Below are 20799 nucleotides of genomic sequence, written 5' to 3' on the forward strand. Positions count from 1 at the left end.
AAATCGGCGCGTGGCCCTCGGCCACGCTTGCGGCGCGGAGGGAAAGCGGTGAGGTTCGACCCCATGCGTAAACTGCTCGTCTGCGTCGCCCCTCTCGTTCTCCTGGCCGCCTGCGCCACCAAGCCGGGCGACGATCTCGCCAGTCTCGATGACCTGGGCGGGTCGTCCTATGGGCTGTTCCTGGCGGGCCAGGGCGCGCTGAACGACGGGCGCGGAGCCCAGGCGGCGGCTTACTTCGAGCAGGCCCAGGCCGGGGGCGGGGAAGACGAACTGATCTCCGAGCGGGCCTTCACCGCCGCGGTCATGGCCGGCGACATCACCAAGGCCGCGGCCCTGGCGCCCACCGGCGCGGAGTCCTCGGAGGCCTCCAAGCGACTGGGTCGGATGGTCCAGGCCGTCGAGGCCATGGCCAACAACCAGGGCAAGGCGGCCAAGGGGCTGCTGGCGCCGGAGGGCATGGGCTTCCCGCACAAGGGCGCGGCGGCCCTGCTGTCCCCCTGGGCCTCGGCCATGGCCGGCGACGCCGAGGGCGCGACGGTGCGGCCCGAGCTGCGCAACGACAAGGTGGTCGAGTATTTCGGCCTGCTGGGCCAGGCCAACCTCTTTGAGCGGGCCAAGCGCTATGACGAGGCCGAGACCGACTTCAAGGCGCTGACCGCGGGCGAAAATCCCGGCGACATGGTCCTGCTGGCTTATGGCGGTTTCCTGGAGCGCCGGGGCAAGCGCCTGGACGCCGTGGCCGTCTACGACAAGGGTCTGGCCGCCGAGCCTTCCAACACCACCCTGCTGGCCGCCAAGGCCCGCGCCGCGACCGGCAAGGGCGCGCCGCCGATGCTCACTCTGCGCCAGGGTGCGGCCCAGGCTTTGATGGCGCCGGCCGCCAGCATGCTGGCCGCCAACCAGGACCAGATCGGCCTCGTTTATCTGCGCCTGGCCCTGCGGCTGGACCCCAACCGCAACGAAGCCTGGCTGATGGTCGGCGGCTTGATGGAGACCGCCGGCGACATCGACTCCGCCCGCGACGCCTTCTCCAAGCCCAAGCCGGGCTCGGCGGAATATGCGGCGGCCCGCTCCAAGCTAGCCTGGAGCTACCAGAACGCCAAGGACAGCGAGACGGCGCTGAAGATGGCCCGCGAGGCTGCCGCCTCCGGGGATCTCGACGCCAAGGTGACGCTGGCCGATATGCTGCGGGTCAACGAGCAGTTCGCAGAGTCCGCGGTGATCCTGACGCAGGTCCTGGCCGCGCGTCCCGGCGACTGGCGCCTGCTCTACGCCCGCGGCGTCGCCTATGACCGCTCAGGCCGCTGGGCCGACGGTGAGACCGACCTGCGCGCCGCCCTGAAGATTCGTCCCGACGACAGCGAGCTGCTGAACTATCTCGGCTATTCCTGGATCGACCGCGGCGAGCATCTGCCCGAGGCCCTGGCCATGGTGCAGCGGGCCGTGGCGTCGAATCCCAAGTCGGGCGCCATGATCGACAGCCTCGGCTGGGCCTATTATCGCCTGGGCGACTACAAGAAGGCCGTCGAGAAGCTTGAGGAAGCCATCGAGCTGGAGGCCGGCGACCCCGACATCAACAACCACCTGGGCGACGCCTACTGGCGTATCGGCCGCCGCGCCGAGGCGGCGTTCCAGTGGAAGCGGGTCCTGACCCTCAACCCCGACGCCAAGACCAAGACCGAGGCGGAAACCAAGCTGGCCTCGGGCCTCGGCCCCACGGGGCCGGCCCAGAGCCCCCGCGTCGCCGGGCAGTAGGCGGGTGGCCGGCGACACCCTGGCGCCTGCCAAGATCAACCTGTTCCTGCACGTCGGCGCGCCGGGCGTCGACGGCTATCACCCGCTCTGCAGCCTGATGGTCTTCGCCGACGCCGGCGACCGGGTCAGCCTGCACGAGGGCGACGCCCTTGTGGTCAAGGTGCGCGGCCCCTTCGCCGACCAGCTGGCGGGGGAGGGCGACAACCTGGTCCTGCGCGCCGCCCGCGCCCTGCTGGCCAAGGCCCGCGGACCCCAGGCGCTGAGCGCCTTCACCCTGGACAAGCGCCTGCCGGTGGCCGCGGGGCTCGGTGGCGGCTCCAGCGACGCCGGCGCGGCCCTGCGCCTCCTGCGAGAGCACATGACCCCGCGCCTGGACGATGCCGAGCTGGAGTCCGTCGCCGCCGGCCTTGGCGCCGACGGCGCGGCCTGCCTCTGGGGCCGTCCGGTGCTGGCCCAGGGGCGGGGAGAGCGGCTCTCGCCCGCGCCCGGCCTGCCAGTCCTGGAGGCTGTGCTGGTCAATCCGGGCGTCTCGGTCTCGACGCCCGCCGTCTACGCTGCCTTCGACGCCGCCGGGATCTTCGGTGACGTCGAACCGCCGCCCATGCCCGAGGCCTTCGAGAGCGTCGAGGAACTGGCTGGCTGGCTGGCCACCACCCGCAACGACCTGGAGGCGGCGGCCGTGGCCCTGGCCCCGGCCATCGGCGACGTCCTGGCCACCCTCTCCGATGAACCCGAGGCCCTGATCGCCCGCATGTCCGGCTCCGGCGCTACCTGCTTCGCCCTGTGCCAGAGCGAGGTGGAGGCCGAGAGCCTGGCCGAGCGCATCATGGCCATGAAACCCGACTGGTGGGTCCAGCGCTGCCGCCTCGGCGGTCCCTGGGGGTAGCGGTGGAGACCGCGCGTCTGCGTCTGCGCACCCTGACACAGGACGACCTCGAGCACCTGGTCACCCTGCACGGCGATCACCAGGTGATGGCCTTCATCACCGGGGTGGGCGAGACCCGTGAGGTGGTGGAGCGTGAGAGCCTCCCCGAACTCCTGAAGCGGCGCACCTGGACTCTTCGCGACAAGGGGTCGGACGCCTTCGTCGGCTGGGCGTCGCTTCGGCTGGAGGGCGATGGGGCCGAGCTTGGCTATCGGCTGCTGCGGTCGGCCTGGGGGCAGGGCTATGCCGCCGAGGCGGCCCGAGCCCTGGTGAATCTGGCCTTCGGGGAGTTGGGTCTTGCCCGCGTCCATGCCCAGACCATGGCGGTGAACACCGGCTCGCGGCGCGTCATGGAGAAGGCCGGCCTGCGCTTTCTGCGGACTTTCCACCTGGCGTGGGCCGATCCCCTGCCGGGCGCGGAGCAGGGGGAGGTGGAGTACGCCATCACCCGGGCCGACTGGCGCTAGCTCCAAACGAAAACGGGGGCCCCGAAGGACCCCCGTTCCCAACGCGTGGAAGTGACGTGGACTATTCGTGCAGGGCTTCGCCATGCAGCGACAGGTCCAGACCCTCGACTTCGCCCTCTTCCGAGACCCGCAGGCCGGTGGTGAACTTGCAGATGAAGAGGATTATCAGGGTGACCACGCCCGACCAAACGATGGTCGCGCTGATCCCGAGGACCTGCTTCATGAGGCTGGCGCCTTCGCCCAGGCTGTTGATGGCCGGGTCGGCCAGTACGCCGGTGAGCAGGGCGCCGGCGATGCCAGCGATCCCGTGCACGCCGAAGGCGTCCAAGCTGTCGTCGTACTTCAGCAGGCGCTTCAGCCAGACCGCGCCGACGTATGCCGCCGCGCCGCCGACGATGCCGATGATCAGGGCGCCCTGCGGGTTCACGAAGCCGGCGGCCGGGGTGATGGCGACGAGACCCGCCACCGCGCCCGAGGCCAGGCCCAGCATGCCGGGCTTCTTGCGCTCAACCCACTCGACGAGCATCCAGGCCAGGGCGGCCGCGGCGGCCGCGATCTGGGTGTTGAGCATGGCGGCCGAGGCGATGCCGTCGGCAGCCCATTCCGAACCGGCGTTGAAGCCGAACCAGCCGACCCACAGCAGGCTCGCGCCGATCATGGTGAAGACCAGGTTGTGCGGAGCCATGTTCTCGGCGCCGTAGCCCTTACGCTTGCCGAGGACCAAGGCGCACATCAGGCCGGCGACGCCCGCATTGATGTGAACGACAGTGCCGCCCGCGAAGTCGAGGACGCCAGCGCCCGAGAGCCAGCCGCCGCCCCAGACCCAGTGGCAGATGGGGGCGTAGACGAAGATCGCCCACAAGGTGGTGAAGAGCAGGAGGGCCGAGAACTTCAGGCGCTCGGCGAAGGCGCCGGCGATGAGGGCCGGGGTGATGATGGCGAAGGTCATCTGGTAGACGATCCACAGCATCTCCGGGAGCCCCTTGGCGGCGGAGAAGGCCGTCTCGGTGGTGACGCCGTTGAGGAACAGCACATCGAAGGAGCCGATGTACTTGTTCAGGGTCTCGTCCGGGTTGACCCCGAAGGACATGCCGTAGGTGATGGCCATCCAGACGATCGTCACCACGCAGGTGACGGCGAAGGATTGGGCGACCGTGGCGATGACGTTCTTGCGGCGGACCATGCCCCCGTAGAACAGCGCCAGGCCCGGAATGGTCATCATCAGGACCAGGGCCGTTGAGGTCAGAATCCAGGCCGCGCCGGAGCCGTCTAGCTCCAGCTTCACCTGGTGAGCCATCAGCGGCTTCGCAGGCGCGGCGGCCTCGGCGGCTGCCGGCGCGGCTTCCTCAGCGGCGGGCGCCGCTTCAGGCGCCGGAGCCGCGGCTTCCGGCGCGGGCGCGGCGGCCTCTGCGGCGGGTGCGTCCTGCGCGAAGGCCGGAAGCGCCAGCGGCGCCCCGACCAGGGTGGCGGCGGCCAACAGGCCCGCCAGCCGCTTAAATCCGAATGTTTTCATGTGCTATCCCCTTGTCCCGATGAGTTCGTGCTGCGCTCTAAAGCGCCGCAGTGCCGGACTCGCCGGTCCGAATGCGAACCGCGTCCTCGACATTGAGGACGAAGATCTTCCCGTCGCCGATCTTGCCGGTGGCGGCGGCGGCCTTGACGGCTTCCACGGCCTTGGCCGCGGCGCTGTCGTCGACCACGGCTTCCAGTTTCACCTTGGGAACGAAGTTCACCTGGTACTCAGCGCCCCGGTAGATTTCCGTCTGCCCCTTCTGCCGGCCGTAGCCCTTAACTTCCGAGACCGTCAGCCCCTCGACGCCGGCGGCGACCAGCGCTTCGCGCACATCGTCCAGCTTGAAGGGTTTGACGATCGCCATGATCAGTTTCATCGCTCGCTCCTGCGCAGCCCCAAAGATCGGCACGCCCGTGGTGAATTCCCGACCCGTCGCGAGTTCAGCCCCCTCGACGGCAAGGCGACGCTATCGAGACACGCAGGCGACGGCGGACGCCCGGTAACTTCTGATCAAGGAAAAGACCTTGGGCGCCTGCTTTTCGGGCATATCCCCTGGTCATTGTTCATTCGTTGCGCAGAATGCGCCTCCACAATACGCATTCGCGTTGTGAAGCTGGGGTCCGAAGACGGGGGATCACGGTCCTTCACGAACCCGTGATCAGGGCAACCGCAGGCGCCGCCGCGCGCTGTTGAGCCCGACAGGCCGAACTTCTCTCAAGGCTCGGCGAGTGGGGGCTCCATTCACCCCGTCACGAGGATACGATGTATCTGAACCGCATTCTGACCACGACCGCCGCCCTGGCCCTGCTGGCCGGCGCCGCCCAGGCCCAGACCGCCACCAAGGCCGCCAAGGCCCCTGCCGCCGCCGAATCTACGGCGAAATCGACGACCGCCACGCCCGCCCCGGCCGCGACCAGCGACGTTGCGGCCGCCTCAGCCACCAAGGTTGTCGCCGCCGGCGATATCGTTGCGACCGCCAAGGCCTCGGGCCAGTTCACCACCTTTCTGAAGGCTGCTGAGGCCACGAACCTCACCACCCTGCTGAAGGACAACAAGAACCTGACGGTGTTCGCCCCCACGGACGCGGCCTTCGCGGCCCTGCCGGCGGGCGAACTCGACAAGCTGATGCTGCCCGAGAACAAGGCCCAGCTTCAGAAGGTGCTGATCTACCACGTCATCAACGCCAAGGTGCCGTCCAGCGAGTTCAAGGGCGCGACCCGTAAGGCCGCCACTGTGGCCGGTCCGTCCGTCGAGCTGTCGGGCGGGGCGAGGCTGAAGGTCAATGACGCCGACATCGTTCAGGCCGACATCATGGCTACCAACGGCATCATCCACGTCGTCGACAAGGTGCTGATGCCGCCGGGCGCCATGGCCGCCGCCAACACCGCCGTGCCCGCCTCGGCGACCGCGCCCGCCATGTCGTCGAGCCCGGCGCCGGCCAAGGAGCCGACCACCCTGCCGGCCACCCAGGTCTTGCCGAAGAAGAACTAGTCGGGGCTGCCCGGCGGCCTTCGGTCGCCGGGATTCCTTCAGGAACCACCAGGAGTAACCACCATGAACCTCAAGCATCTGCTCGCCGCCGCCGCCGCCACCGCTCTGATGGCCGGCGCCGCCCACGCCCAGACCATGACCCAGCCCGCGGACTCGACCATGGCCCCCATGACCACCCCGGCCGGTGACCCCATGCCGAGTATGGACAGCACCACGACGACCGAAACCTCGGTCGACGGGACGACCTCCACCAGCGTCACGACGCCGATGGCCACCACCGGCGCCACGACCGACACCGCCGCCACCGTCACCACCACCACGGTGACCAACGGGCCGGTCGCCGACACCCCGGAGAACCGCGCGAAGTACAAGCCCCTGTCGCACGCCGGCAATCGCTCGGCCCCCAAGGGTAACTAAACACTTCAGCCCTACGTGGGTTGAAGCGGAAGTCGGCGGGCCCTATGGTCCGCCGACTTTTTTTGCGCCTGCGAAACAGCTCACATGCCCGCCGACAAGCCGCTTTCATTTCAGGGCCTTATCCTGAAATTGCACGACTATTGGAGCCGTCAGGGCTGCGTGATTCTGCAGCCGCACGACATTGAGGTCGGCGCAGGGACCCTGCACCCGGCCACGGTGCTGCGCGCGCTCGGTCCCAAGTCCTGGCGGGCGGCCTATGTGCAGCCCTCGCGCCGGCCCGGCGACGGCCGCTACGGCGAGAACCCCAACCGCCTGCAGCACTATTACCAGTACCAGGTGATCCTGAAGCCGAACCCCGACAACCTGCAGGAGCTGTATCTGGGCAGCCTGGAGGCCATCGGCCTCAACACCCGGCTGCACGACATCCGCTTTGTCGAGGACGACTGGGAGAACCCCACCGTCGGGGCCTGGGGCCTGGGCTGGGAGGTTTGGTGCGACGGGATGGAGGTCAGCCAGTACACCTATATGCAGCAGGTCGGCGGCCTGGACGTCTTCCCGGTGGCCGGCGAGCTGACCTATGGGCTGGAACGCCTGGCGATGTATATCCAGGGCGTGGACCACTTCACCGAGCTGGCCTTCAACGATCCCGACGGCCCCGAGCCCAAGACCTATGGCGAGGTGTTCCTGGAGAACGAGCGCCAGCACTCGGAAGCCAACTTCCACGGCTATGACGTGGAGACCCTGAAGCGCCAGTTCGAGGATATGGAGATCCAGGTCCCGCGCCTGCTGGCCATGACCGGGCCGCAGGGCCAGGCCATCGTCCTGCCGGCCTACGACCATGTGCTGAAGGCCAGCCACCTGTTCAATCTGATGGACGCGCGGGGCGCCATCGCCGTGGCTGAACGCCAAAGCTACATCGGCCGCATCCGCGACCTGACCAAGATGTGCGCCCAAGCGTGGGTGAAGAACGAGGGGGGAAACGCGTGAGCCGGACCTTCATTTCGACCCTGGGCCTGGTCGTCGCGTTGTCGGCGATGGCGCCGTCGATGGCTGCCTGCGCGCCGCGAGACGAAGTGCTTTGGACCGACGGGGAAGACGCGGTCATGAAGGCCGCCACGGCGGAGTCTCTCAGGTCCTTGCCGGACTTCTGGGCCAAGTTCGACGCGCATGAGCCGACGAGGACCAACTTCTACGTCAAGGTGGGGCTCCCGACCGACCACGGCGGGGTCGAGCATGTCTGGGTCGAGGTTCTTAGCCATTCGGGCGCGATGATCATGGGCCGCCTGGACAACGATCCTGAAGACGTACGCGCCATGAAGGCCGGTGCGGAGTTCCGCGTCGATCCGGCGAGGATCTCCGATTGGATGTATGCCAAGGACGAGAAATTCTACGGCGCCTTCACCACCCGGGCCATGGCGCCACGCATCAGCGCCGCCCAGCGTAAGGAAGCCGAAGCCCTCCTGGCGCCGACCCCCCTCGAGCCTTCGGTTCACTGATGCCCCAGCTGCTGATCGAACTGTTCTCCGAAGAGATTCCCGCGCGCATGCAGGCCCAGGCCGCACGCGACTTCGAACGTCTGGCCCGCGAGCACCTGGCGGGCGAAGGCCTGATCCCGGAGGCTGTGAAGTCCTTCGGCGGGCCGCGGCGCCTGACCCTGGTGGCCGAGGGTTTGCCGGCGACCCAGGGCGACCGCCATGAGGACCGCAAGGGTCCTCGCGTCGGTTCCCCTGACCAGGCCATGGACGGCTTCCTGCGCTCCACCGGCCTGACCCGCGAGCAGCTGGTGGAGAAGGACGGCGTCTGGTTCGCCCACATCCACCGACAGGGCCGTCCGACGCCCGAGATCATCGCCGAGATGGTCGACAAGATCGTCCGCGACTTCCCCTGGCCCAAGTCCATGACCTGGGGGCGGGGGACCCTGCGCTGGGTGCGCCCGCTGAAGCGCATCGTCTGCGTCTTCGACGGCGAGGTCGTGCCGTTCACCATCGACGGCATCGAGAGCGGCAATGTCACCGAAGGCCACCGCTTCATGGGCTCGGCCCAGCCCTTCAAGGTGCGTGACTTCGACGAGTATGCGCAGAAGCTGGCCAAGCACTTCGTGATCCTCGACCCCGAGGAGCGCAAGGACCGCATCCTGGAGGGCGCCAAGACCCTGTGCTTCGCGCGCAATCTCGATCTGGTGGACGACGAGGGCCTGCTGGACGAGGTCTCGGGCCTGGCCGAATGGCCGACCCCAATCCTGGGCGACATGGACCCGGTGTTCCTGGACCTGCCTCCGGAGGTGATCCGGACCTCCATGCGCACCCACCAGAAGTATTTCGCGGTCCGCGACCCGGCGACGGGCAAGCTCGCGCCGCACTTCCTGACCGTGGCCAATATCGAAGCCGCCGACGGGGGCAAGGTGATCGCCGCCGGCAACGCCAAGGTTCTCTCGGCCCGGCTGTCGGACGCCCGCTTCTTCTGGGACGAGGATCGCAAGATCAGCCTGGAAGACCGCCTCGAAAAGCTGAAGGGCGTCACCTTCCACGCCAAGCTGGGCAGCCTCTATGAGCGGGTCGAGCGGCTGGAGATCCTGGCCAAGGCCATCGCGCCGCGGGTCGGCGCCGATGTCGCCAAGGCGGTGCTGGCCGCGCGCCTGGCCAAGGCCGATCTCGGCACGGGCATGGTCGGCGAGTTCCCCGAACTGCAGGGCCTGATGGGCGGCTACTACGCGCGCGAGGAAAAGATCAGCGGCGTGGTGGCCGACGCCATCCGCGACCACTACCGCCCGGTCGGCGCCAATGACGAGGCGCCCGACACCCCGGTCACCATGGCCGTGGCCCTCGCCGAAAAGCTCGACACGCTGACGGCTTTCTTCGCCATCAATGAGAAACCCACCGGGTCGCGCGACCCCTATGCCCTGCGCCGCGCGGCGCTGGGGGTGATCCGCATCCTGCTGGGCTCGGAGGCGCGTGCGCCCGTCCGCCAGCTGGTGGGCGACTGGTATCGGTCCTTGCGCTGCTACGTCGATCCGGGCCGCGCCCTCTACGTCTCCACCAAGCGGACCACCGGCTATCTGGGGCCGCTGTCGCGCAGCCCCTCGGAGGTCTTCGAGACCTATGTCGAGGAGTTCGAGGACGCGCTTCTTGAAGGCAAACCCTATGTGGTGGCCACCGAGGCGGACTTCGACATCCGCTTCGACCGCTCGGCCGCGGCCGGTGAGGCGCCCGAGGGCGAGGTGCTCTACGAATTCCGCCCCTACGCCGTGGTGGCCGACGAGGTCATGGCCTTCTTCGCCGACCGCCTGAAGGTGGTGCTGCGCGACCAGGGCAAGCGCCACGACCTGGTGGACGCGGTCTTCGCCCTCGGCGACGACGACCTGGTGCGTATCGTCGCCCGGGTCGAGGCCCTGGATGGCTTCCTCAAGACCGAGGACGGCAAGAACCTGCTGGCCGGCGAGAAGCGCGCCCGACAACTGCTCCAGGCCGAGGAAAAGAAGGGCCCCTTACCTGCGGGTCCGGCCGTGGCCATGTCCGGCGCGACCTCGGAGGAGACCGCCCTGATCGGGGCGATTTCCCTTGCGGAACCCGCGGTGGCGCGTGCATTGCACAATGAAGATTTCGCAGGTGCGATGCGTGCCCTGTCGGGACTGCGCGCGCCCGTGGACGCCTTCTTCGAGAAGGTGTTGGTGAACTCTGAGGTCGCGGCGGAACGTGAGAACCGTCTACGGCTTCTGGCGCAGGTGCGTGATGCGATGGGTCGCGTCGCGGACTTCTCTCTGGTGACGGGTTAGGAGACCTCAAGGATGCCGACCGATACGCTGACCAAGTCGCGCTGGGTCTATTCCTTTGGCGGGGGCGGCGCCGACGGCGACGCGTCCATGAAGAACCTGCTGGGCGGGAAGGGGGCCAACCTCGCCGAGATGTCCTCCCTGGGCCTGCCCGTGCCCCCCGGCTTCACCATCACCACTGAAGCCTGCGTCCACTACTATTCCAACGACAAGGCCTATCCCGAAGGCCTGAAGGAACAGGTCGTGGCGGGCCTGGCCAAGGTCGAGGCGATCACCGGCAAGGTGTTCGGCGACGCCGCCAACCCGCTGCTGGTCTCGGTGCGCTCGGGCGCCCGGGCCTCCATGCCCGGCATGATGGACACTGTCCTGAACCTCGGCCTCAACGACCAGACCGTGGAGGGCCTGGCCAAGCTGGCCGGTGACCGCCGCTTCGCCTTCGACAGCTATCGCCGCTTCATCCAGATGTACTCCGCCGTAGTCCTGGATCTGGACCACCACATGTTCGAGGACATCCTCGACGAACAGAAGGAGCGCCTCGACGTCAGCGTCGACACCGCCCTTTCCGCCGAGGACTGGGAGAAGGTCGTCAGCGCCTACAAGGCCGCCGTCGAGCGTGAGCTGGGCCATCCCTTCCCACAGGATCCGCAGGCCCAGCTTTGGGGCGCCATCAGCGCGGTGTTCGCCAGCTGGATGAACGACCGGGCCAAGTTCTACCGCCGCATGCACGACATCCCTGAAAGCTGGGGGACCGCCGTCAACGTCCAGTCGATGGTGTTCGGCAACATGGGCGACAGCAGCGCCACCGGCGTGGCCTTCACCCGCAACCCGTCCACCGGCGAGGCGCGCCTCTATGGCGAGTTCCTGATCAACGCCCAGGGCGAGGACGTGGTGGCCGGCATCCGCACGCCCCAGGCCCTGACGCGCGCCGCCCGCGAGGAGATGGGCGAGAAGTCGCCGTCCATGGAGGAGGCCCTCCCGGACGTCTTTGCGGAGTTCAAGTCCGTCGTCGAGAAGCTGGAACAGCACTATCGCGACATGCAGGACATCGAGTTCACCGTGGAGAAGGGGCGCCTCTACATGCTCCAGACCCGCAACGGCAAGCGCACCGCCAAGGCCGCGCTGAAGGTCGCGGTGGATCTCGCCAATGAGGGCCTGATCACCAAGGAAGAGGCGGTGATGCGCATCGAGCCCGGGTCGCTCGATCAGCTGCTGCACCCCACCATCGATCCGGCGAGCCCGCGCGACATCATCACCTCGGGCCTGCCCGCGTCGCCGGGCGCGGCCACGGGCAAGGTGGTGTTCGACGCCGACGAGGCCGAGAAGATGGCCGCCGCCGGCGAGGCGGTGATCCTGGTCCGCGAGGAAACCAGCCCCGAAGACATCCACGGCATGCACGCGGCCAAGGCGATCCTGACGGCGCGCGGCGGCATGACCAGCCACGCCGCCGTGGTGGCCCGCGGCATGGGGCGTCCCTGCGTCTCCGGCGCCAGCGAGCTCTATATCGACGACGCGGCCCAGACCTTCCGGGCCCGCAACCGCACCTTCAAGGCCGGCGATATCATCACCATCGATGGCTCCAAGGGCGAGGTGCTGGCCGGCGCCGTGCAGATGATCGAGCCGGAGCTGACGGGTGACTTCGCCGCCCTGATGGTCTGGGCCGACGCCATCCGCCGCCTGAAGGTCCGCGCCAACGCCGAGACCGCCACCGACGCCGCCGCCGCCCGTCAGTTCGGCGCCGAGGGCATCGGCCTGGTGCGCTCCGAGCACATGTTCTTCGACGCCGTGCGCATCGCCGCCGTGCGCGAGATGATCCTGGCCGACGACCGCCCGGGCCGTGAACAGGCGCTCGCCAAGATGCTGGTCATGCAGCGCGAGGACTTTGTGCAGCTGTTTTCCATCATGGAGGGCCTGCCGGTCACCTTCCGGCTGCTGGACCCGCCGCTTCACGAGTTCCTGCCCCACACCGCCGAGGACGTCGAAGCGGTCTCCAAGGCCACCGGCCTGGACGCCGCCAAGCTGCTGGCCCGCGCCAAGGAGCTGCACGAGGTGAACCCCATGCTGGGCCACCGCGGCTGCCGCCTGGGCGTGGCCTATCCTGAGATCTACGAGATGCAGGTCCGCGCCATCCTGGAGGCCGCCATCGAGGTGGTTCAGTCCGGCAAGGCCGCGCCGATCCCGGAGATCATGCACCCGCTCGTCTCCAAAGGCTTGGAGATGAAGTTCCTGCGCGAACTCACCGACCGGGTCGCCCAGCAGGTGATGGCCGAGAAGGGCGTCACCATCGACTACCGGGTCGGCACCATGGTGGAGCTGCCCCGCGCCGCCATCCGCGCCGACGACCTGGCGCAGTACGCCGAGTTCTTCTCCTTCGGCACCAACGACCTGACCCAGACCACCTTCGGCATCAGTCGCGATGACAGCGGCCGCTTCCTGGGCGCCTATATCGACAAGGGCATCTTCGAGCGCGACCCCTTCGTGACCCTCGACCAGGAAGGCGTTGGCGACCTGATCCGCATCGCCGTCGAGCGCGGCCGCAAGACCCGCCCCGACATCAAGCTCGGCATCTGCGGCGAGCATGGCGGCGACCCGGCCTCCATCGAGTTCTGCGAGAAGATCGGCCTCGACTATGTGAGCTGCTCGCCCTTCCGGGTGCCGATCGCCCGCCTGGCCGCTGCCCAGGCCGCCATCGGCGAGCGCGAGAAGGACCGGTGACAAGGAAATCACGCCCGCTCCCCGTCGTCGTGCAGGTCCGCCCGAGGGCCCTGACGGCTGGGGCGGTGGGCACATTGGCCCTGGGCGCGTTCGCCGTGGGCGCTCTGGCCGTGGGGGCCCTTGCGATCGGGTCGCTCGCCATCGGCCGTCTGGCGCTTGGCCGGGGCCGCATCAAACGTCTCGAGATCGACGAACTCGTCGTCGGCAAGCTGACCGTCCTCGACGGCGAACCCCAGGAGCCCTGACATGACCGCACGCATCCACGGCGCGATCTATCCGGCGCCCTCCGAGGGCCTGCCGATGATCATCGCCATCTTCAAGGATGGCGAACTGGCCGGCTGCAACATCGCCGCCGACGAGGCGCAGGCCGAGGAGATGATCAAGACCGCCGTGGCCGAGCTGCAGCGTCTGGAGGTGCTCTCCAACCTGCCCACCAACACCATCACTGTGCGCCGGCCGGTTCAGCCGCGCTGAGGCGGGGAGGGCTGGGGCGGTGGCCAGATCGTCGCCGACCGGCCCTATTTCGACCCCACCGCCATCTGGGCTCAGCTCGGCGTCGGCTGAAGGATCCTGTTGAGCGGCCGGATGAACAGCAGGATTCCGACGGCCCCGGCCAGACTGATCGCCGCGTGCAGGCCCCAGAAGTTGAACGGGGTCATCTTCTCGTAGAAGCCGCCCAGCCAGCCCGAGAGATAGTTGGAGACGAAGGCGGTCAGGAAGGCCACGCCCATGATCACCCCGCCGATGGCCGCCGGGGCGGCGCGGGAACATAGGGCAAGCGTCGTCGGCCACTGGAAGATGAAGCCCAGACCGAACAGCGCGAAACAGGCCACGCTCCACAGCAGGCTGGGCTTGCCGCCGGCCGCGAAGATCAGCGAGGCGATCATCAGGCAGCCCATGCCAGCCGCCCCCATCACGCTGCCCCAGCCGATCTTGGCCAGGTCGCTGGGCTCGGTCCCCTTGGCGGCCTGATTGGCCCACAGCCGCATGACGATTGGCGTGAAGCCGACGATGAACAGGCCGTCCAGCGACGGTAGCCAGGTCACCGGGGTCTCGAAGCCCAGGATGTGCCGGTCGGTGGTGGCTCGATACCAGAGGGTCATGACGTTGAACTCCTGACCATAGGCCGTGGAATAGAAGGTCCCCAGCACCAGCATGGCCACCAGGGCCAGGATGATCTTGCCGTCGCCAGGCGCGAGGCCTGGACGTTTCTCCGTCCCGCGCGGGGTCAGGGTGTCCGGCGGCAGATACTTGCTACCCGCCAGATAGGTGATCAGGCCCACCACCATGCCGGCGGCGGCCAGCTCGAAGCCGTAATGCCAGCCATAGAGTTCACCCACCGTGCCGCAGGCGAGCGGCGCGGCGAATCCGCCGATATTGATCGCCAGGTTGAACAGCGAGAAGCCGCGCGTGCGGCGCGGGTCGGTCTTGTCATAGAGGGCGCCGACCTGGGCCGAGATATTGCCCTTCAGCAGGCCGCCGCCGAGGATCAGCACCAGCAAGGCGATCAGGAAGGAGGCCTCGAAGGCCATCAGCAGGTGGCCGATCCCCATCAGCACCGCGCCCGCGATCACCGTGCGCCTCTGGCCCAGCACCTGGTCGCCGATCCAACCGCCGATCAGCGGAGTGAAATAGACGAAGGCGGTGTAGAGGCCGAAGATCTGCGACGACAGGGCCTGGATCGACAGGGGGCCGAACACGCTTTCGATGCCGGCCCGGAAGGCCGCCATCCCGGCGATGGCCTCAATGTGGCCGGGCCGCAGGGCCTGGTCGACCATGTAGAGCACCAGCAGGGCCTGCATCCCGTAGAACGAGAAGCGCTCCCAGACCTCGGTGAAGCTCAGGAAGTAGAGCCCCCTCGGGTGGCCCATCAGGTCGCGCGCAGCGCCGATGTCCGGCAGGCCGGCAGCCTCGGTAGATGTGGTCACGGTAAGCCCCCCAGGCGCACGGCGTCCCAGACTGCTCCGCGCCGATGGGCAGGGGAAGCGACTTTCGGATCGCCACCCCTCGGCTGGGGCCGCAGTCACGATCTCCCTTTCGCAACAGCGCCGCTGGCCATCTGACCAGCCGCCTCTATTTTACGGAAATGCCCAGCCATATCCCGCTCGCCACCATCGGCTATGAGAGCCAGACCCAGGACGCGGTCATCGCCCGCCTGAAGGCCGCAAAGGTCGCTGTCCTGATCGATGTCCGCGCGGTGGCCGCCTCGCGCCGTGCGGGCTTTTCCAAGACCCTGCTGGCCGCCAGCCTGGTGGAGGCGGGAATTGAGTACCTCCACCTGCGCCAACTCGGCACGCCGAAGCCCGGCCGGGAGGCCGCGCGCAAGGGCCGAATCGGCGAGATGACGGAGATTTTCGAGGCCCACATGGCCGAGCCCGCCGCCCAGCTCGAACTGGCCCGGGCCACCGCCATCGCCGCCGACCGCAAGACAGCCCTGCTCTGCTACGAGGCCGACCACTGCGGCTGTCACCGCAAGATCCTGGCCGAGGCGATCGCCGAGACCCTCGGCTGCGAGATCGAGAATTTGTAGGCCGCAATCTCCCTCCCCAGGTCGGGGAGGGCGGGCGCGCCCTACGGCTGCATCTCGAACTCGGTGTCGATCACCAGGTCGATAGGATCGGCGAACACCGGGGCCAGGCCGAAGTCGCCGGGCTTGAGGGTCGCCGTCGCGGTCATGCCGATGCGTGGCTTGCCGAAGCCCTTGCCGGCGCCCACCAGGACGACGTCGAAGGTCAACGGCTTGGTCTTGCCCATCAGGGTGAAGTTGCCGTCGACCTGGCCGTGGGTGGCGTCGGTCTTGCGGAAGGCCGTCGAGACGAAGGTGGCGGTCGGGAAGGCCTTGGCGTTCAGGAACTTGTCGGAAATCTCGGCGCCGAAGCCGGCCACATTGGTGCCGACGGTCCCGGTCCGCACCGTGGCGTTCACCGAGGACTTGGCGGGCGAGGCCGGGTCCCAGACCAGGGTCGCGGCGGCCTTGTCGAAGCGGAAGATGCTGATGGAGTAGCCCATATGGCGGACGCGGGCGATGACGCCGACGTGGCTCTCGTCCATCTTGTAGGTCCCGGCCGGGGCCAGGCTGGCGTCGGGCTCGCCGCAGAAGATGCCGGCGGGCACACCGGGCGGGCAGGCGCCGCCAGCGGCCAGGGCCTGTCCTGCGAAGGCCAGGCTGGCGCCCGCGGCCAGCAACATCGTCATCAGCTTGGTCATGGCCAGTACACTTGTTTCCGATGGGTCTGTCCCAAGGACGATCCACGCGTGACGCGCCCGACAGCGAGCGCGATCTTTTTGTCAGGTGGCGGGCAGGGTCACCAGGGATTCAGCGAGCAGCTCCTGCAACAGAGCGGTGCGCGGATAGGGATGGTGCCGGTACTGGCGGAAACCCTCGGCCAGGGGCACGCCGAAGTCGCGGCCGCGGCGGCGCGTCCAGGCCTCCATCGAGGCCTGGTGGTCGCTGATGTCGTGCTGCTTTGAGACCCAGCTGTCCTGGCTCTTGTGGGCGGCCAGCATGGCCTGCTTGGTGGCGAAGACGGCGCCGACATCGCAGCCGAAGTCGGGGACCACCTTGCCCCCCTCGCGGTCGCGCCCGCCGATGGGGTCCATGTAGTAAAGGTGCGGGATACCCTTGAGGACCTCCGCGTCACCGGTCCGGTAGTTTGGCACCGAGGCGGCGAAACAGGCGTCGCGGACCAGGACGCTGACCGCCTCATGGTCGGGATGGTAGTCCACTGGCGAGGCGGTCAGGACGATGTCCGGCGCGGCCCATCGGATCATCTCCGTCACCCGTCGCCGGCAGGGATCGTCATTGAACACGCAGAGGTCGGGGATGTCGGCGCAGCGATAGTCGGCTCCAATGAGGGCAGCGGCCGCCGTGGCTTCACCCTTGCGGATAACCGCCGTCTCGGCAGGCTCAGTCTCGTTGGAGCCGCAGTCGCCCGCCGTCACGGTGACGATCTTCACGGCGTGCCCTTTTTCCGCCAGCACAGCCAGGGTCCCCGCGCCGAGGGTCTCGATGTCGTCGGGATGGGCGTGGATGGCGAGGATCGTGATCATCGGCCTTTATCGCCCGGCGCCCGCGCGTCGGGAAGATGAGACATATTTCACCTGACAAGCCGGGGGTTATCTGGCCTTTTCCACCCCTTATTCGGGAGGGTAGGGGCATGGCCCAATTCGATCCGGCCGCGGCGACGCAGGCCTATCTCGCAGTTCTGTCGCCGGAGGCCCATGCCAAGGCCACGGCCTATACGCAGGGCGGCCACTGGGTGCTGCTCTGGGCCGCCCTGGTGGCCGTCGTGGTCGCCTGGCTGGTGATCAAGTCCGGCGTGCTGGTGAAGATCCGGTCCTGGGTCGAGGCCAAGAAGAGCCGGCCCTGGCTGGCGGCGGGCCTCATCGTGGGCGCCGATGTCATCATCGAGGGCGTCCTGACCCTGCCCTGGTCGGCCTATGCCGACTGGTGGCGGCAGAAGAGCTACGGCCTCACCGACCAGCCCTTCGGCGGCTGGCTGGGCGAGACGGTCAGCATGATGCTGATCTCGGTGGTCATGACCGTGATCCTGGGCATGTGCGTCTACGCCGTGATCCGCAAGGCGCCCAAGACCTGGTGGGCCTGGAGCGGCGGCCTGGTGGCCATCGCCTTCCTGGTGCTGATGGTCCTGGCCCCGGTGTTTATCGAGCCGCTGTTCAACACCTACACGCCTGCGCCTCCCGGACCGGTGCGCGACACCGTGGTGACCATGGCCAACGCCAACGGCGTCCCGTCCGACAAGATCTATGTCTACAACGGCTCCAAGCAGTCCAACCGCTACACCGCAAACGTCTCGGGCCTGTTCGGCACCGCCCGGGTGGCCATGAGCGACACCATGTTCAAGCAGGGCGCCGACCTCGCCGAGGTGAAGGGCGTCGTGGGCCACGAGATGGGCCACTATGTCCACATGCACTCGATCTGGCTGGCCTCGTCCTTCGGCCTGCTGGCCCTGGTGCTGTTCTTCCTGGTGGACCGGCTGTTCGCCCCGGTCGCCAGGTTGGTCGGGGCCACCGGCGTCACCGGCATTTCCGACCCCGCCGGCTTCCCGGTGATCGGCATCATCATCGCGGTGCTGGGCCTGCTGGCCACGCCGATCACCTCGTCGATCTCGCGCCTGGTCGAGACCGACGCCGACCAGTTCTCGCTGGAACACTTCAATGAGCCGGACGGTTTGGCCAAGGCCCTGGTCAAGACCATCGAATACCGCGCCGCCACGCCGTCCCAGCTGGAGGAAGTGATGTTCTACGACCATCCCGCCGTCGGCAGCCGTGTCCGCAGGGCGATGGACTGGAAGGCCGCCCATCCGCCCAAGAGTGAGCCGATCTACTGACCCAGCGCATCCTCTCCTACGACGAAGCCAGCCGCGCGGCGATCGCCGGCGACACCGAGGCCCAGATGGCGCTGGCCGAGGCCCTGGACAGCCAGGGCCAGGGCAAGGCGGCCCTCGACTGGATGGTCCGCGCGGCCCACGGCGGCTGGATGCCCGCCGTCTCACGCCTGGGTCTGTGGCAACTGGTGGGGCACATCACCCCCCAGGCGCCGCAGCTCGGCGTTGGAAGGATCGTCCAGGCGGCCCAGGCCGGTGATCCCTTCGGCCTGCACCTGGCCGCCATCGTCGATTCCGGGGCCGTCGGCACGCCGCGCAATATCGGCCGCGCCCTCTACTGGCTGGCCCGCGCCGCGCAGCTGGGGGACGGCCGCGCCGCCTGTCAGCTGGGTCTGCTCTGCGGGGATGAGGCCCTGGCCCACGCCGCCCTGTCGGCCGCGGCGATCACCGGCTTCGAGCCCGCCATCGTGGCGCTCGGCGCCCGTGGCGTGGCGCCCGCGCCCAGCGACTGGGACGCCGTGGCCTCGGCCGCCGACCTCTCGGCCTTCGCCGCCCCCGTCACCCGGGTGGTGGAGAACGAGAGCCCGCGCATCCTGTCGATCCCCGACCTGCTGCCGGCCTGGATCTGTTCCTACGCCATGTCGCTGGCCGAGCCCGCCCTGGGCCGCGGCCTGGTGCTGACCGATGACGGGACCGAGCAGGTGCAGGGCGAGCGTTCGAACCGTGTCATGCACTTTGGCCTGGTGGATTCCGACGTCATCCTGGAGTTGGTGAACCTGCGCATCGCCCAGGCCGCCGAGATGCCGCCGGAGAACGCCGAGGGGTTGGGGGTGCTGCACTACGCGCCGGGCGAACGCTATCGCCCGCACATGGACTACATCCCCGACACGCCGGAGAACGCCCGTCAGCTCGCCGCCATGGGCCAGCGGGTCCGCACCCTGCTGGTCTACCTCAACGACGGCTTCGAGGGCGGGGCGACCCTGTTCCCGCGCCTGGAGGCCGCGTTCCGGCCGCCGCCCGGTGGCGCGCTGATCTTCGACAGCGTCACCGACGACGGCGAGATGGACCCCCGCACCCTGCACGAGGGCTCCCCACCGACCTCCGGCGAGAAGTGGATCATCTCCAAGTGGTTCCGGACCAAGGCCCTGCGGCCTACCGCTTCCTGACGAACACCGTCCCGGCCGAATAGCCTGCGCCGAAGGAGCAGATCAGGCCGGTGTCCCCGGCCTGGAAGTCCTCGTTGGCGCTATGGAAGGCGATGATGGAGCCCGCCGACGAGGTGTTGGCGTAGGTGTCGAGGATGATCACGTTCTCGCCGGGCTCCGGCTCGCGGCCCAGCACCCGCTTGCCGATCATGACGTTCATGTTGATGTTGGCCTGATGCAGCCACAGGCGCTTTAGCCCGGTCGGATCGACGCCGAGCGCCCCGGCATGGTCGACGATCATCTCGGCGACCATCGGCACCACTTCGCGGAACACCTTGCGGCCCTCCTGCACGAACAGTTTGTCGGCTGCCCCGATCCCCTCGGGCGCGGCGCGGTTCAGGAAGCCGAAGTTGTTGCGGATATTGTTGGAGAACTGGGTCTTCAGCCGCGTGCCGAGGATCTCCCAGCCCTGGCCCGGCTTGGCCAGGTCTTCGCGCTCGACGATGACGGCGGTGGCCACGTCGCCAAAGATGAAGTGGCTGTCGCGGTCGCGGAAGTTCAGGTGGCCCGAGGTGATCTCCGGATTGACCACCAGCACCGCGCGGGCCGAGCCCGTGGCGATGTAGTCGGCCGCCGTCTTGATGCCGAAGGTGGCCGAGGAGCAGGCGACATTCATGTCGAAGCCGAAGCCCTCAATGCCCAGGGCCTGCTGGATCTCGATGGCCATGGCCGGATAGGCGCGCTGCATGTTCGAGGCCGCGCAGATCACCGCGTCGATTTGGCTGGCGTCCTTGCCCCAGCGGGCGATGGCGTCGCGGGCCGCGGCCACGCCGATCTCGGCCATGACCGACAGCTCGTCATTGGAGCGTTCGGGAATGCGCGGGGTCATCACGGCGGGGTCGATGACGCCGGCCTTGTCCACCACGAACCGCGACTTGATCCCCGAGGCCTTCTCGATGAACTCCACGGAGGAGGGGGTCAGGGCCTCGACCTCGCCGGCCTCGATAGCCTTGGCGTGCTCGGTGTTGAAGTTGGCGACATAGCTGTTGAAGGCCTCCACCAGCTCGGCGTTCGAGACGCTCTGGGGCGGCGTGTAGAGGCCGGTGGCCGCGATCACGGCTGAGTGCAAGGCGTCGTCTCCTGGTACGCGCGTCGGGCGGACCGGCCGACGCTTTCAGGGAACACTGATAGCACGCCAGGCCCTCCCGTCAGCCGACTTGTGGCCTTCGAGTCACAGTTGATCGGCGGCCACAATGT

At 68.3% G+C, this 20799-nt stretch carries 20 protein-coding genes; 14 read left to right on the forward strand and 6 right to left on the reverse strand.

Annotation, left to right across the window (positions count from 1 at the left end; genetic code table 11):
- The first annotated feature begins 63 nt into the window (after positions 1-63).
- Genes JKL49_RS08950 through JKL49_RS08960 form a run of 3 tightly spaced genes read left to right on the forward strand, consistent with a single transcriptional unit; the run spans position 64 to position 3147 of the window.
- Positions 64-1755, forward strand: coding sequence for a tetratricopeptide repeat protein (locus JKL49_RS08950; RefSeq protein ID WP_215339862.1), 1692 nt, complete (start codon positions 64-66; stop codon positions 1753-1755).
- Positions 1756-1759: 4 nt separating this feature from the next.
- Entirely contained in the window at positions 1760-2641 is an 882-nt protein-coding gene (locus JKL49_RS08955) for a 4-(cytidine 5'-diphospho)-2-C-methyl-D-erythritol kinase (protein WP_215339863.1), read from the forward strand.
- 2 nt (positions 2642-2643) lie between these two features.
- A complete protein-coding gene (locus JKL49_RS08960) occupies positions 2644-3147 on the forward strand; it encodes a GNAT family N-acetyltransferase (protein ID WP_215339864.1) in 504 nt (167 codons plus the stop codon).
- 61 nt (positions 3148-3208) lie between these two features.
- Here the strand turns inward: JKL49_RS08960 and JKL49_RS08965 are convergent, their stop codons facing one another.
- Together JKL49_RS08965 and JKL49_RS08970 are read right to left on the reverse strand one after the other, a co-directional pair.
- Positions 3209-4660: an ammonium transporter gene (locus JKL49_RS08965; RefSeq protein ID WP_215339865.1), complete on the reverse strand. Its 1452-nt coding sequence runs from the start codon at positions 4658-4660 to the stop codon at positions 3209-3211.
- 37 nt (positions 4661-4697) lie between these two features.
- On the reverse strand, positions 4698-5036 hold the full coding sequence (locus JKL49_RS08970; protein ID WP_215339866.1) for a P-II family nitrogen regulator: 339 nt from the start codon (positions 5034-5036) through the stop codon (positions 4698-4700).
- 386 nt (positions 5037-5422) lie between these two features.
- Here JKL49_RS08970 and JKL49_RS08975 point away from each other — a divergent pair, with 386 nt between their 5' ends.
- The 8 genes from JKL49_RS08975 to JKL49_RS09010 all read left to right on the forward strand — a co-directional run bounded on the left by JKL49_RS08975 (position 5423) and on the right by JKL49_RS09010 (position 13523).
- Positions 5423-6151: a fasciclin domain-containing protein gene (locus JKL49_RS08975; protein ID WP_215339867.1), complete on the forward strand. Its 729-nt coding sequence runs from the start codon at positions 5423-5425 to the stop codon at positions 6149-6151.
- Positions 6152-6214: 63 nt separating this feature from the next.
- Positions 6215-6568, forward strand: a complete 354-nt coding sequence (locus JKL49_RS08980; RefSeq protein ID WP_215339868.1) for a hypothetical protein — start codon at positions 6215-6217, stop codon at positions 6566-6568.
- Between the two features lie 84 nt (positions 6569-6652).
- Positions 6653-7555, forward strand: a complete 903-nt coding sequence (locus tag JKL49_RS08985) for a glycine--tRNA ligase subunit alpha (RefSeq protein ID WP_215339869.1) — start codon at positions 6653-6655, stop codon at positions 7553-7555.
- Entirely contained in the window at positions 7552-8064 is a 513-nt protein-coding gene (locus tag JKL49_RS08990; protein WP_215339870.1) for a YegJ family protein, read from the forward strand. The genes JKL49_RS08985 and JKL49_RS08990 overlap by 4 nt, the downstream gene beginning before the upstream one ends.
- A complete protein-coding gene (glyS, locus tag JKL49_RS08995; RefSeq protein ID WP_215339871.1) occupies positions 8064-10340 on the forward strand; it encodes a glycine--tRNA ligase subunit beta in 2277 nt (758 codons plus the stop codon). Before JKL49_RS08990 ends, glyS begins: the two co-directional genes overlap by 1 nt.
- 12 nt (positions 10341-10352) lie before the next feature.
- A complete protein-coding gene (gene ppdK, locus JKL49_RS09000; protein ID WP_215339872.1) occupies positions 10353-13049 on the forward strand; it encodes a pyruvate, phosphate dikinase in 2697 nt (898 codons plus the stop codon).
- Positions 13046-13294 carry a hypothetical protein gene (locus tag JKL49_RS09005; RefSeq protein WP_215342889.1) on the forward strand — a complete coding sequence of 83 codons (249 nt, stop codon included), beginning with the start codon at positions 13046-13048 and terminating at the stop codon, positions 13292-13294. The genes ppdK and JKL49_RS09005 overlap by 4 nt, the downstream gene beginning before the upstream one ends.
- Position 13295: 1 nt before the next feature.
- Positions 13296-13523: a hypothetical protein gene (locus JKL49_RS09010; RefSeq protein ID WP_215339873.1), complete on the forward strand. Its 228-nt coding sequence runs from the start codon at positions 13296-13298 to the stop codon at positions 13521-13523.
- Between the two features lie 71 nt (positions 13524-13594).
- Here the strand turns inward: JKL49_RS09010 and JKL49_RS09015 are convergent, their stop codons facing one another.
- Entirely contained in the window at positions 13595-14977 is a 1383-nt protein-coding gene (locus tag JKL49_RS09015) for a peptide MFS transporter (RefSeq protein ID WP_215339874.1), read from the reverse strand.
- Between the two features lie 158 nt (positions 14978-15135).
- Between JKL49_RS09015 and JKL49_RS09020 the strand changes: the two genes are divergently transcribed.
- Complete coding sequence (locus tag JKL49_RS09020) at positions 15136-15579, forward strand: DUF488 domain-containing protein (RefSeq protein WP_215906457.1); 444 nt, start codon at positions 15136-15138, stop codon at positions 15577-15579.
- A gap of 41 nt (positions 15580-15620) precedes the next feature.
- Here the strand turns inward: JKL49_RS09020 and JKL49_RS09025 are convergent, their stop codons facing one another.
- The gene (locus JKL49_RS09025; RefSeq protein WP_215339875.1) at positions 15621-16256 is read right to left on the reverse strand and encodes a YceI family protein; all 636 of its coding nucleotides are present in this window, start codon (positions 16254-16256) and stop codon (positions 15621-15623) included.
- A gap of 81 nt (positions 16257-16337) precedes the next feature.
- Positions 16338-17099 (reverse strand): PIG-L deacetylase family protein, encoded by a 762-nt coding sequence (locus JKL49_RS09030; RefSeq protein WP_215339876.1) that lies wholly within the window; start codon positions 17097-17099, stop codon positions 16338-16340.
- 107 nt (positions 17100-17206) lie between these two features.
- Between JKL49_RS09030 and JKL49_RS09035 the strand changes: the two genes are divergently transcribed.
- Both JKL49_RS09035 and JKL49_RS09040 read left to right on the forward strand, forming a co-directional pair.
- The gene (locus JKL49_RS09035; protein WP_215339877.1) at positions 17207-18400 is read left to right on the forward strand and encodes a M48 family metalloprotease; all 1194 of its coding nucleotides are present in this window, start codon (positions 17207-17209) and stop codon (positions 18398-18400) included.
- 65 nt (positions 18401-18465) lie between these two features.
- On the forward strand, positions 18466-19563 hold the full coding sequence (locus JKL49_RS09040; protein WP_215339878.1) for a 2OG-Fe(II) oxygenase: 1098 nt from the start codon (positions 18466-18468) through the stop codon (positions 19561-19563).
- On the opposite strand, the gene JKL49_RS09045 is transcribed toward JKL49_RS09040, so the two are convergent.
- Entirely contained in the window at positions 19550-20671 is a 1122-nt protein-coding gene (locus JKL49_RS09045) for a beta-ketoacyl-ACP synthase III (protein ID WP_215339879.1), read from the reverse strand. The genes JKL49_RS09040 and JKL49_RS09045 overlap by 14 nt on opposite strands.
- Positions 20672-20799: the final 128 nt, after the last annotated feature.

It is taken from the genome of Phenylobacterium glaciei (genome assembly GCF_016772415.1).
Lineage (GTDB): Bacteria > Pseudomonadota > Alphaproteobacteria > Caulobacterales > Caulobacteraceae > Phenylobacterium > Phenylobacterium glaciei.